The following is a 12,232-nucleotide window of genomic DNA, read 5'->3' on the forward strand; positions in this document are numbered from 1 at the left end:
GAAAGCATGCGAAATCATGACGAAAGGATGAAAGCGGATACATCGTCAGCGGGTGGGGCTGGATGGACTAAACGCACGGTCCGGCCGGGGCGTCCGCCCCGCCCGGCCGCACGTGTCTCAGCCCACCTTCGGCGAGCGGCGCCGCACCGCCCCCGGCAGCACCGCCGCCCCCACCGCGACCAGCGCGCACGCCCCCGCCGCACCGCCCATCAGTGCCCACTGCACCGACACCGCGACCGGCGCCGACACCGAGGCCAGCGCGGCGGCCAGGCCCGCCAGATGCACCCCGGCCACGCCCAGGCCGAGCAGCGCGCCGAGCCCGACCGCGAACAGCGTCTCCCCGGTCACCACCGCGAGGACCCGCGGCCGGGTGGCGCCGGCCAGCCGGAGCGCGTCCAGCTCCGAGGAGCGTACGGACCCCGCCATCAGCATCGTGTTGGCCAGCGCGATCAGGGTGTGGACCAGCGCGATCCCCAGGATCACGATCAGCCCGGTCCGGGTCTGCGGACCGGTGCCCGGGTACGTCGCCTCCAGCCACTGCTCCGTCGACCGCACCGTGCCGCCGGTCCCGCGCAACCGCGCCTCGACGGCGGCCCGGTCGGCGCCCGGCGAGAGCCGTGCCTCGATCCGGTCCACGACCGCCGCCGGGGCGTTCGCCCCGGTCACATAGGCGCCGTTGTTGCCCGTGCCGAGGGCCAGCACCGCCGCGATCCGCAGGGAGGCGGGCCGCCCGTCGCCGAGCCACACCCGTACCGTCGAGCCCACCGTGTGCTCGGCCCACTCCTCGTTCACCACGATCGAGCCGTCGTCCAGATCGGCGATGTCGCCGGCCACCACGGGCAGCCGCCCGACCCGGGCCAGGGCCTTCGCGTCGTCCACCGCGCGGGCCTCGGAGGCGACGAGGGCGGAGCCCTCCTCGCGTACGTAGACGGCGGTCGGCGCGGAGGCGGACAGCGTGGCGCCGGGCACCGGACGGGTCCTCAACTCCCGGCCCGTCACGATCAGATCGGCCCGGGTGTGCCCGCGCGCCTCCGCCGCCTTCACCGCCGAACCCGTCATCGCGGAGCCGGCCACCGTACCGGCCAGCGCCACGGTGATCAGCACCGGAGCGGCCACCGCCGCCGTACGCCGCAGCGCCGCCGAGGTGTTCGCGGTCACCAGCATCCCGGTCGCCCCCGGGAGCCGGACCAGCCGGGCCAACGGGCGTACGAGCAGCGGCGAGAGCAGGGCGACGGCCGTGATCAGGACCATCGGAAGGGTGATGTACGTCTTCCGCTTCAGCAGCGCGGACGGGTCGGTGGCGAGGGTCCTCGCCATCAGGAACGCGGCCACGGCGAGCAGGACGAAGCCGAGCAGCCGGCGGACCGGCGGCAGCACCCCCGTATCGGCATCGGCCTCGCGCAGCGCCTCGGCGGGGCCGGTCCGGCCCGCCCGCCGCGAGGCGGCCCAGACCCCGGCCAAGGACACGGTCTGCCCGGTCCAGAAGGCGGCGTGCAACGGCCAGGCGGCCGGCCGGACGGTGAACCAGGACGGTGCCATCCCCTCGTCCACGAGCACCCCGGCGAGCAGCGGCGCGCCCAGGCCGCCCAGCACGCACCCGGCGGCGGAGGCCAGGGTGCCGACCACGGCGGCCTCCGTCAGCAGCAGCCGGCGCAACTGGCCCGGGGTGGCACCCGCCGTGCGCAGCAGCCCGAACTCGCGCCGGCGCAGCGCCACCGCGAAGGCGAACGTCGACGCGACGACGAAGACCGAGACGAAGGCGGTGAGGCCGCCCGCGGTGCCGAGCAGCACGTTCGCGGTCAGCAGCCCCTCGGCGTCCCGTTCGGTGGCCGGGTCGGCCCGGCGGCGGTCGTTCCCGGTGAGGACCAGGGCGCGGTCGCCGACCACCCGGCGGACCTCGGCCACGGGCGCGTCCACACCCACGGCGTCGGGCCCGCCCGGCGTGTTCCGTGCGGCTGTCCGCCCGTCGTCCCGGGTCACCGGGCCGAGCCTCCGGAGGTCACGCAGGAGTTCGATATCCACAGGGTGTGGATGAGCGAGCTTCCGGCCGACCTTCGCCGTGGACGGTCCGCGCCGCACGGACACGGTCAGGGTGTCCTCGCCCATCACCACCACCGGCGACGCGGCGAAACGCTGCGGGGCCCGGCCTGGGGCGCCGAAGGTCGAGGCCAGGCCGAGGCCCATGGCCGTGATCAGCCCCACGCCCAGCGCGAGCGCGACGAAGGTGCCGGTCAGCGCGGTCCAGCGGGTGCGCAGGGACGCCAGGGCGACGGTCAGCACGACGCCTCCCGCCCATGAGCCGCGACGGTCCCGGCGTCGGCGGGCGCGGGTGCGCCGGTACGCCCGGCGAGGGCGCGCGCGTCGCGTGCGCGGGTCCGTCCCGTCGCCATCCAGGCCGCGATCCGCCCGGCGTCCAGGCCGGTCAGATCGTCCGCCACCCGCCCGTCGACCAGGAAGACCACCCGGTCCGCGTACCCCGCGGCCACCGGGTCGTGGGTGACCATCACGATCGTCTGCCCCTCCAGGTCCACGAGTTCCCGCAGCATCTCCAGCACGCCCCGGCTCGTCGCGGTGTCCAGCGCGCCGGTCGGCTCGTCGCCGAAGAGAACCGCGGGCCGGGTGATCAGTGCCCGCGCCAGGGCGACCCGCTGCTGCTGGCCCCCGGACAGCTCGGCGGGCCGGTGTCCCGCCCGGTCCGCGAGACCGACCCGGGCCAGGGCGTCGCGCACCTCGGTACGGGGCGGGCGGCGGCCCGCGAGGCGCAGCGGCAGCGCTACGTTCTGGGCGGCGGTCAGCGAGGGGATCAGGTTGAACGCCTGGAAGACGAAGCCGATCCGGTCCCGGCGCAGCAGCGTCAGCCGACGCTCGCTCAGCCCGGTCAGCTCCACCCCGCCCACCTCGACGGAGCCGGACGTCGGCCGGTCCAGCCCGGCCGCGCAGTGCAGCAGCGTGGACTTGCCGGAGCCGGACGGGCCCATGACGGCGGTGAAGGTGCCGGTACGGACGGTGAGGTCGATGGGGCCGAGGGCGTCGACCTCGCCGTGGGCGCGGCGCACGGAGCGGAGCCGTACCGCGTCGGCGGCGCTCGCGGGAGCAACGGATGCCCGGGAGGAAGTCATGTACCGATCGAACCGTTCACGCGCCGCGCGATCACGACCACCAGAGCCCGTCCCCGGGGTAGGGCCAGCCCTACCCCGCCACACCACCCTGCCTACCCTGACCTCATGGAACCGGTGATCGACCAGGCATTCGCGGCAGCCCTCTACTCGGACGGCGACGCCGGTTCCGACACCGGCGCCTCCCTCCTCGCCGCCGACCCGACGGCCGACGCGGAACTGTTCCGGCGCGGCGAGGAGTTCGTCCGCCGGGCCTGGGAGCGCGGCTGGCAGCCCGCCGACGTCGTACGCCTGGTCCGCCGCGACCTCGACGAGACGGCGGCCGGTCTCGCCGCCGGGCTGATCGTCTCGGAGACCGCGCGGTACGAGCGGCTGCCGCCCCGCTGGCAGGGCCAGCTCGACGCTCTCCCCGCCGCACCGCCCCGGAACCGGCCGGACCGGTTCTCCTACGCCTCCGCCGTGCTCGGCCTGTACCGGCTGTTGCTCCGGCTCCCCTCCATCGAGCCGGTCGGGCCGCCGCCCGGCGCCTCCCCGCACGGTCTCCACCTGCCGCCGGCGCACGACGAGCCCCGGATGCTGACCCGGATCCGCGCCCTGCTCGCCAAGGCGGAGGCGACCGGCTTCCCCGAGGAGGCGGAGGCCCTCACCACCAAGGCGCAGGAGCTGATGGCCCGGCACTCCATCGACGAGGCCCTGCTCGCCGCCCGTACGCACAGCAAGGAGGCGCCGGGGGCGTGCCGGATCGGGGTCGACGCGCCGTACGAGACGGCGAAGGCGATCCTGCTCGACGCGGTCGCCGCCGCGAACCGCTGCCGTGCGGTGTGGAACAGCGACCTGGGCTTCTCCACGGTGGTCGGCTTCGAGCCGGACCTGGACGCCGTGGAGCTGCTGCACACCTCCCTGCTGGTCCAGGGCACGGTGGCGATGACGAAGGCGGAGGCGGGCCAGCGGGCCGGCGGACGCAAGCGGACCAAGACGTTCCGGCAGTCGTTCCTGATGGCGTACGCCCAGCGGCTGGGCAGCAGGCTCGCCGCCGACACCGCCCGCGTCACCGCCGCCGCCGAGGGCGGGACCGGATCCGGGCCCGGACCGGCGGGGCCCGGCGACCCGGATCTGCTCCCGGTCCTCGCCGCCCGCGACATGGCCGTCACGGACACCGCCGAGCGGATGTTCCCCCAGACCACGACCACCCGGGTCCGGGGCGCCACCGACCTGGACGGATGGACCCACGGCACGGCGGCGGCGGACCGGGCCCGGATGGGCGGGGGCGGCCCGGAGCTCCGGGGCGGCCGGGGGAAGCGGTAGACGCCGCCCCGCGAGCCGATTTCCGACAACTCGGACCAACCGGTAATTCCGGCTAGGCTCTGGGCATGAGCTGGCTCCGGGCGCTGAAGGAGACCGCCCGCTCGGGGCTGTCGATCGAGCGGCGCAGTCTCGAACCGCTCATCGCGATCCGCGGCGCGGCCGGTCTCGCCCTCGTCATAGGGGTCAGCCTCGCGCTCTTCGGCCCGGTGGTCGCCGCGAGTTCCGCGTTCGGCGCGTTCCAGGCGGCCATCGCCACCTTCCAGCGCAGCTGGCGCCCCCGGCCCGTACTCGCCCTGGTCTCCGGAGCGAGCCTCGCCGTGTCGACGTTCCTCGGCTATCTCACCGGCTCCCGGCTGCCGCTGTTCCTCGCCCTGCTGATGCTCTGGACGTTCGTCGCGGGACTGGCCTGGGCGGCGGGCCCGACCGCCGGCATCATCGCATCGTCGAACGTGGCGATCATGCTGGTCACGGTCACCCTGCCCACCTCCGTCGCCAACTCGGCCGTGCACGCCGTGATGATCCTGTTCGGCGGAATCGTGCAGGCGGTGCTGATCGTCCTGTTCCCGGTACGCAGATGGGGTGCCCAGCGCGACGCCCTCGCCGACGCGCTGGCCGCCGAGGCCGACTACGCCAGGCGGCTGCGCCACGACCCGCTCGCCCCCTTCGACCCGGTGCCGCTGATGACGGCCCGCAGCGCGGCCGCGGTCACCCCGCGCCAGGCCCGCCGCCGGCCGCCCGAGCTGCGGGGCTCCCGAAGGATCGCCGAACGGATCAGACCGGTGCTCGCCTCGCTCGCCGACCCGTCCCTCGGGGTGCCGGACGAGGGGCCGGAACGCGAACGGGTCCGCGAGCTGCTCGCCGCCGCCGGATCGGTGCTCGACTCGGCGGCCCGCGCGATCCGCCACGGCGACCCGGTCGAGCTGGCCCCGTCCGCCATCGCCGTGCTGAAGACCCCGGACACCGGAACGCTGCTCACCGGCCCGCCGCTCCGCGCCGCCGACCGGCTCGGCGCACTGCTCTCCGACGTCATCGAAACAGCGGAGGGCGAGGGCACGAAGGAGCAGGACGCCAGGGCCGACGAGGCCGCCCGGGCCATCGAGACCCCTTCGGACGGGACACCCGCCGCCCCGCACCGCCGCCGCCCCACCCTGCTGCGGCTGATCCCCGTCGTCGCGAAGGCGATGCGCGCCGAACTGCGCCCGGGGTCACCGATCCTGCGGCACGCCGTCCGGGTGTCCGTCGTCGTGGCCGTCGGCTATCTCATCGGCACCGCGCTGCCGTTCGGCCACGGCTACTGGGCACCGATGGCCGCCGTGATGGTGATGCGGCCGGAGTTCTCCCAGACGTACGAGCGGTCCGTGGCCCGGTTCGGCGGCACGATCGTCGGCGTCTCGCTCGCCACCGCGATCGTGCAGACCACCCACCCCGGAGTGACCACGGCCGCGGTGCTCTCCATGCTCTGCGCCCTGCTGATGTACCTGCTGATGCGCACCGGGTACGTGGTCGGCCAGGCCTGTGTCTCCGCGTATGTCGTCTTCCTGCTCGGCATGGCGGGCGACAGCTGGTCGCAGACCGTGCTCGAACGCGTCGTCCTCACCCTCGCGGGCGGCCTCCTCGCGATGAGCTCGTACGCCCTCTACCCGGCCTGGGAGACCCCGAGGCTGCGCGGCAGGCTCGGCGACTGGCTGAAGGCGGACGGGCGGTACGCCGCCTCGGTCGTCGACCAGTACGCCGAACCGGCCGAACGCGGCCACGGCGACGTGCGCTCCGCGCTGCTCGACACCCGTGAGGCCCGGGTCGCCTGGCAGGAGGCGCTGGCCACCGCCCAGTACGAACCGGTGCGCAACCGGGGCCTCTCCCGCGCAGCCGCCGACGACACCCAGCACGCGCTGTCCCAGCTGGGCCGGGCCGCGATGCTCCTGGAGGCTCATCTGCCCGGCGGCGGCGCCACCCCCGTACCGGACGCGGCACGCCTGGCCGAGGCGCTGCGCCGGGCCACCGAGCGGGGGGCGAAGGCGGTGCGGGAGCGGAAGGTGCCGGACTGGACCGAGGTGCGCGAGGCGCTGGCGGAGTGGGACGCGCGGCAGGGCGCGGACGAGGGGACGGCGGACCCCTTCGTACGGGAAGGGGCCCACCTGCTCCTCGAAGCGCTGGAGGAGTTCTCCCGCGGGCTGGACGGAAGGCCGAAGCCGAAGGCGGGGCCCGGTTCCGTCACCCCGCCGGAAGGCAAGGCGGGTTGACGGAACCGGGCGCCGGCCGTCAGGGAGCCGTGGTCGGCAGGTCGGCCAGATCCGGCAGGCCGGACGGCAGGGCGCCCGGGTCGGTCTTGGCCAGGGTGTCCTGGACCCCGCCGGCCCAGGAGACCACGACGGTCCTGCCGTCGTTGGACTCGATGGTCCCCGCGGTGCGGTCGTCGCCCCCGTCGACGCACTTCAGCGTGAGCGTCACCTTGTCCGCGTCCTGCACGGTGCCCGTGCAGGCGTGCTGTTCGGTGACGAGCACGGCCTTGCCCGACGCCACCGACAGAACGACCGCCTTGCCGTCGGTCTTGCCGGCCCAACCGCCTTCCAGCGCGCCCGCGTTCGCCTCGGAGCCGCTGTCCTTGCCGGAAGACCGATCGGGCTGATCCGAGGCGGTGGACCCGCTCGGGGTGTCGCTCTTCCCACTGTCGCTGCTGCAGCCGGTCAGTGCCGCGGCGGAGAGGATTCCGGCGGCGAGCACCACGCCGGTCCGTACGACTCTGCGCATCTGTAATTCCCCCTTGATGACGAAAGACCGAGCCAAGTTATCAGCGGGTTCCGCCGGGATGGAGAGCTCGACCCGGGGTAGACGGAGCCGAAACGGCGTCCCGTGCGTCTGTCCATACGGAGTAAAGCTGTAATCAAAGGAACACCCCGCGTGCACGTGCATCCGCGCATGCATCTGCCCATGCAGGGAAATTTGAACAGAGCTATGATCCGAGACAGTTGACACTTGCACCTTGCAACTCGGGGAGCGTCCTGTGCACCACGTGTACAACGGCATGGCGGCCACAGAGCTTCGCGGAGTCGTCTGGCAGAAGAGCAGACACAGCAACTCCCAGGGTTCCTGCGTGGAGTTCGCGAAACTGCCCGACGGAGATGTGGCGATGCGGAATTCGCGCCACCCCGACGGGCCGGCGCTGGTCTATACGCCGGCCGAGATAGAGGCGCTGCTGCTCGGCGTGAAGGACGGGGAGTTCGACCACCTCATAGCGGGCGGCTGAGCGCTCCCCGCGGGCCGGTGTCCGGCCCGGACCGCCGGCCGCTCGTCGCGGCCGGGCGGATCAGATGCCGTCGGAGAGCCGGAACAGCGCCCAGACCACCTTGCCGCGCGAGGCCGCCGGGGCGTTCGGGCTCTCCGTCTCCGGTGCGGGGTGCCAGCCCCACGAGTCGCTGAAGGACTCCACGAGGAAGAGGCCGCGGCCGGATTCCGCGCAGTCCGGTGCCTCGGAGGCGATCGGGCTCTCCTGGCTGGGGTCGCGCACCGCGCACACCAGCCGCGAACTCCAGCGCATCAAGTGCAGCCGTACCGGCGGGTCCTGGGACTCCGGCCCGGTGCCGTCCGAGGGCAGGGCGTGCCGCAGGGCGTTGGTGACGAGTTCGGAGACCACCAGCGCGACGTCGTCGAACCGGTCGGCGAGTCCCCATCCGTTCAGCGTCGTCCGGGTGAACCGCCTTGCTCCGCCCACGGCTTCGTAGCGGGCGGGCAGTGTGCAGGTGGCCGATCCGGAGACGCCTGAGGGATCGATGGGGGGAAGCCCCTGCCGTAACGGCTCGAGCATCGTCGATCCATTCGTCCCCATGCGAGGCACTCCCGGGATTCGCGGCTGTATCAGTACTGCGGGGGTACAGCGGCACAACACGAACGAGCACGCAGGTGCGCGAGCCCCATGGTTCCCAATGCGTAGGGCAGATGCAAGGGCAGATGCACGTGCACGCGCCTGACCTGTCCGAACCCGTGCCGGTTCTTGGTCATTTCTTCCTGCGCGTATTTTCACAGCTTTCTGGAAGGCTTCTCATTTCCGTAATCGAATGAGTACGGGCTGAAGCGTTTTGGTGGCAGAATCCGGCACTTGGGGTTCAGGGGGGAGCCCCGATGCCAGGGAAGCGATGGGGAGGACCGGGCCAGTGGCGGCAGGCGAGTCGAGTGGATCTGTGGTGCGGCGCATCCTGCTGGGCTCGCAGCTCAGGCGGCTGCGCGACTCGCGCGGCATCACCCGTGAGGCGGCCGGCTACTCCATCCGGGCCTCCGAATCGAAGATCAGCCGCATGGAGTTGGGACGGGTGAGCTTCAAGGCCAGGGATGTCGAGGATCTGCTCACGCTCTACGGAGTCACGGACGAGGCGGAGCGCGACGCCCTGCTCGGCCTGGCCCGTGAGGCCAATGTGGCGGGCTGGTGGCACAGTTACGGCGATGTGCTGCCCGGCTGGTTCCAGACGTACATCGGGCTGGAGGGAGCGGCATCGCTCATCCGGGTGTACGAAGTCCAGTTCGTCCACGGCCTGTTGCAGACCGAGGCGTACGCGCACGCGGTCGTCACCCGGGGCATGGGTGCCGCTCCCGCCGTCGAGATCGACCGCCGGGTGGCACTGCGGCTGGAGCGTCAGAAGGCCCTCGTCTCCGAACGCGCACCCCATCTGCACGCCGTACTGGACGAGGCGGCGCTGCGCCGGCCGTACGGCGACCGTGAAGTGATGCGCGGGCAATTGCGGCATCTGATCGAAATGTCGGAACAGCCCAACGTCACTCTCCAGGTCATGCCCTTCAGTTTCGGCGGGCATGCCGGCGAGAGCGGTTCTTTTACGATGCTGCGATTCCCGGAATCCGATCTGTCGGACATTGTCTATTTGGAGCAGCTGACAAGTGCGCTCTATCTGGACAAGGCCGAAGAAGTCGCTCAGTACGAAAAGGCCATGGTGCGACTCCACGAGGACAGCCCCGGGCCCGAGGAGAGCCGCGATCTGCTCCGTGGTCTACTCCAACTCACCTGATTCGTCAGTACGATGACGGTTCGACGGGAGTTGCACCTGAGTCAAGGGATCGGCATGTCCTTCTTCTACGAGCTGGCCGACCAATACATCGACGGTGAGTGGCGGACCGGAACCGGCTCGTGGGACATCATCGATTTCAACCCCTACAACGGGGATAAACTCGCCGCGATCACCATTGCCACCGCGCAGGAGGTCGACCTCGCCTACCGCGCCGCCGAACGCGCCCAGCGCGCCTGGGCCACCACCGGACCGTACGAGCGCCGTGAAATCCTGGAACGCGCACTGCGCATCACCGGGGAACTGCACGACGACATTGTCGACGCGATCATCGACGAACTCGGCGGCACCCGGGTCAAGGCGGAGTACGAGGTCCGGGTCGCCGAGGAATTCCTGCGGGACGCGATCCGGCAGGCGCTGCGTCCGCCCGGCAGTCTGCTGCCCGCACTGGCGGACGGCAAGGAGAATCGCCTCTACCGGCTGCCCGTCGGTGTCATCGGTGTGATCAGCCCTTTCAACTTCCCTTTCCTGGTGGCGATGAAGTCCGTCGCACCGGCCCTCGCGCTCGGCAACGCGGTCGTCGTCAAGCCCAATCAGAACGCACCGATCGTCGGCGGCACCCTGATCGCGAAGATCTTCGAGGACGCCGGACTGCCCGCCGGACTGCTCAACATCGTGATCACCGATGTCGCCGAGATCGGCGACGCGTTCATCGAGCACCCCGTGCCCCGGGTGATCTCGTTCGCCGGCTCGGACCGGGTCGGCCGTCATGTCGGCGCGGTCGCGGCCGGGCACTTCAAGCGGACGATCCTCGAACTCAGCGGTAACAGCGCCCTGGTGGTGCTGGAGGACGCGGACATCGACTACGCGGTCGACGCCGCCGTGCACAGCCGCTTCGTCTACCAGGGGCAGGTCTGCATGGCCGCCAACCGGATCCTGGTGGACCGCCGCATCGAGCGGGAGTTCACCGACAGATTCACCGCCGCGGTGGCCGCGCTCAGGACCGGCGACCCGCGCGAACCGGAGACCCGGATCGGCCCGGTCATCAACACCTTCCAGGCCGACGCGCTGACCGCGCTGGTCGACCAGGCGATCGCCGAGGGGGCCACCGCACTCGTCCGGGGCCGGACCCGCGGCAACCTCGTGGAGCCGACCGTGCTCGCCGGGCTCCCCGAGGGTTCACCGCTGCTGTCCCAGGAGATATTCGGCCCGGTGGCGCTGCTGATCGCGTTCGACGGCGAGGACGAGGCCGTACGGATCGCCAACGACACCCCGTACGGGCTGAGCGGTGCCGTGCACACCGGCAGCACCGAACGCGGGGTGCGGTTCGCGCGGCGCGTCGTCAGCGGGATGTTCCACGTCAACGACTCGACCGTGCAGGACGATCCGCTGGTGGCGTTCGGCGGCGAGAAGTCCTCCGGGCTCGGCCGGCTGAACGGCGAGGCGACCGTCGACGCCTTCACCACCCAGCGGTGGATCTCGATCCAGCACGGCCGGACCGCATTCCCCTTCTGATGCCGCGAGTTGAGGACCGGAGCTGACCGCAAGGGTCCGTAGCTTGGTCGGTGTCAGGAAGAACCGGCACGGATCATCAAGGCGGACATCATGGTCACTCACGTTCCCGCGGAAACCCCCGGCGACGAGCGCGGAATGCTCCTCTCCTTCGTGGAGGCCCAGCGCGGCGCGATCCGGCGTTCCCTGACCGGACTGACCGAGGAGCAGGCGGCGAGCCGCCCCAGCGTCAGCGAACTCTCCCTCTCCGGGCTGCTCAAGCACGTGGCCGAGACCGAGCTGAACTGGCTGCGGATGGCCCAGCAGCGGCCCAACGAGTCCGCCCGCACCCAGGAGACCTGGGCGGACAGCTTCCGGCTCGTCGGCGACGAGACGGTGGCGCAGATGCTGGAGTTCTGGGACGGCGTCGCGGCCGAGACCGAGGAGTTCATCCGCTCGGTGCCCGACCTGGGCGACACCTTCCCGCTGCCCGAGGCGCCCTGGTTCCCGGCGGGGGAGCGGGTCTCGATGCGGTGGCTGCTGGCCCATCTCGTCGAGGAGATCGCCCGGCACGCCGGGCACGCGGACATCGTCCGGGAGTCCCTGGACGGCCGTACCGCGTTCGAGCTGGTCGCCGAGGCGGGGGGCTACTCTAATCAAAGTTGAATAGAAAGGGTGCGTGAGATGTCCGCGATCCGGCTGCTGGTCCTCTGCGCCGTGCGCCAGCACGGCCGGGCGCACGGCTATCAGGTCCGCAACGACCTGGAGTACTGGGGTGCGCACGAGTGGTCCAACGCCAAGCCCGGGTCGGTCTATCACGCACTGAAGCAGATGGCGAAGCAGGGACTGCTGATCGCCCACGAGACCGCCCCGAGCACGGCGGGCGGCCCGCCCCGTACCGAGTACGAGATCACCGGGCGGGGCGACGAGGAGTACTTCACGCTGCTGCGCGCGGCGCTCACCTCGTACGACCGGAAGCCGGACCTGCTCTCGGCGGCCCTCGGCGGGATCGTCGACCTGGAGCGGGCCGAGGCGGTCGCCCTGCTCAAGGAGCGGGTCGCCGGTCTCGCGGCCTGGCGGGCCACGGTCACGGAGTTCTACACGCCGGAGGACGGGCCCGAGTCGATCGGCCACATCGGCGAGATCATGAACATGTGGATCCACTCGGCGGACGCGGGGGCCGAGTGGACGCGCGGGCTGATCGCCCGCATCGAGGGCGGGGCGTACACCTTCGCGGGGGAGGGCGAGCCCTTCGTCGGAGTGCTCGCCGAAGGCCAGGAGAACCCTTACGCGAAGGGCCGCTGAGCCCGG

Annotated in this window: 11 protein-coding genes; 7 read left to right on the forward strand and 4 right to left on the reverse strand. The window is 72.0% G+C overall.

Annotated features, from left to right (window positions below; translation table 11 throughout):
• Positions 1 to 117: 117 nt before the first annotated feature.
• Positions 118 to 2,280: an FtsX-like permease family protein gene (locus ACFVH0_RS23990; RefSeq protein ID WP_385823151.1), complete on the reverse strand. Its 2,163-nt coding sequence runs from the start codon at positions 2,278 to 2,280 to the stop codon at positions 118 to 120.
• Positions 2,274 to 3,119, reverse strand: a complete 846-nt coding sequence (locus ACFVH0_RS23995) for an ABC transporter ATP-binding protein (protein ID WP_385823153.1) — start codon at positions 3,117 to 3,119, stop codon at positions 2,274 to 2,276. Before ACFVH0_RS23995 ends, ACFVH0_RS23990 begins: the two co-directional genes overlap by 7 nt.
• Positions 3,120 to 3,224: 105 nt before the next feature.
• On the opposite strand from ACFVH0_RS23995, the gene ACFVH0_RS24000 reads away from it, so the two are divergent.
• A complete protein-coding gene (locus tag ACFVH0_RS24000) occupies positions 3,225 to 4,421 on the forward strand; it encodes a DUF2786 domain-containing protein (protein ID WP_385823155.1) in 1,197 nt (398 codons plus the stop codon).
• A gap of 65 nt (positions 4,422 to 4,486) precedes the next feature.
• Positions 4,487 to 6,661: an FUSC family protein gene (locus tag ACFVH0_RS24005; RefSeq protein WP_385823157.1), complete on the forward strand. Its 2,175-nt coding sequence runs from the start codon at positions 4,487 to 4,489 to the stop codon at positions 6,659 to 6,661.
• A gap of 19 nt (positions 6,662 to 6,680) precedes the next feature.
• Here ACFVH0_RS24005 and ACFVH0_RS24010 read toward each other — a convergent pair whose 3' ends face one another.
• Positions 6,681 to 7,169, reverse strand: coding sequence for a hypothetical protein (locus ACFVH0_RS24010; RefSeq protein ID WP_385823159.1), 489 nt, complete (start codon positions 7,167 to 7,169; stop codon positions 6,681 to 6,683).
• Between the two features lie 253 nt (positions 7,170 to 7,422).
• Here ACFVH0_RS24010 and ACFVH0_RS24015 point away from each other — a divergent pair, with 253 nt between their 5' ends.
• On the forward strand, positions 7,423 to 7,665 hold the full coding sequence (locus ACFVH0_RS24015; RefSeq protein ID WP_037690973.1) for a DUF397 domain-containing protein: 243 nt from the start codon (positions 7,423 to 7,425) through the stop codon (positions 7,663 to 7,665).
• Between the two features lie 60 nt (positions 7,666 to 7,725).
• Here ACFVH0_RS24015 and ACFVH0_RS24020 read toward each other — a convergent pair whose 3' ends face one another.
• Positions 7,726 to 8,223: an ATP-binding protein gene (locus ACFVH0_RS24020; protein ID WP_385823161.1), complete on the reverse strand. Its 498-nt coding sequence runs from the start codon at positions 8,221 to 8,223 to the stop codon at positions 7,726 to 7,728.
• A gap of 328 nt (positions 8,224 to 8,551) precedes the next feature.
• On the opposite strand from ACFVH0_RS24020, the gene ACFVH0_RS24025 reads away from it, so the two are divergent.
• The 4 genes from ACFVH0_RS24025 to ACFVH0_RS24040 all read left to right on the forward strand — a co-directional run bounded on the left by ACFVH0_RS24025 (position 8,552) and on the right by ACFVH0_RS24040 (position 12,226).
• The gene (locus ACFVH0_RS24025) at positions 8,552 to 9,433 is read left to right on the forward strand and encodes a helix-turn-helix transcriptional regulator (RefSeq protein ID WP_259927850.1); all 882 of its coding nucleotides are present in this window, start codon (positions 8,552 to 8,554) and stop codon (positions 9,431 to 9,433) included.
• Positions 9,434 to 9,487: 54 nt separating this feature from the next.
• Positions 9,488 to 10,945: an aldehyde dehydrogenase family protein gene (locus ACFVH0_RS24030; RefSeq protein ID WP_385823163.1), complete on the forward strand. Its 1,458-nt coding sequence runs from the start codon at positions 9,488 to 9,490 to the stop codon at positions 10,943 to 10,945.
• Between the two features lie 90 nt (positions 10,946 to 11,035).
• Positions 11,036 to 11,587, forward strand: coding sequence for a DinB family protein (locus ACFVH0_RS24035; protein ID WP_385823165.1), 552 nt, complete (start codon positions 11,036 to 11,038; stop codon positions 11,585 to 11,587).
• 18 nt (positions 11,588 to 11,605) lie between these two features.
• Positions 11,606 to 12,226 (forward strand): PadR family transcriptional regulator, encoded by a 621-nt coding sequence (locus ACFVH0_RS24040; protein ID WP_385823290.1) that lies wholly within the window; start codon positions 11,606 to 11,608, stop codon positions 12,224 to 12,226.
• Positions 12,227 to 12,232 lie beyond the last annotated feature (6 nt).

This window comes from Streptomyces sp. NPDC127117, from assembly GCF_042677325.1.
Taxonomy (GTDB): domain Bacteria; phylum Actinomycetota; class Actinomycetes; order Streptomycetales; family Streptomycetaceae; genus Streptomyces.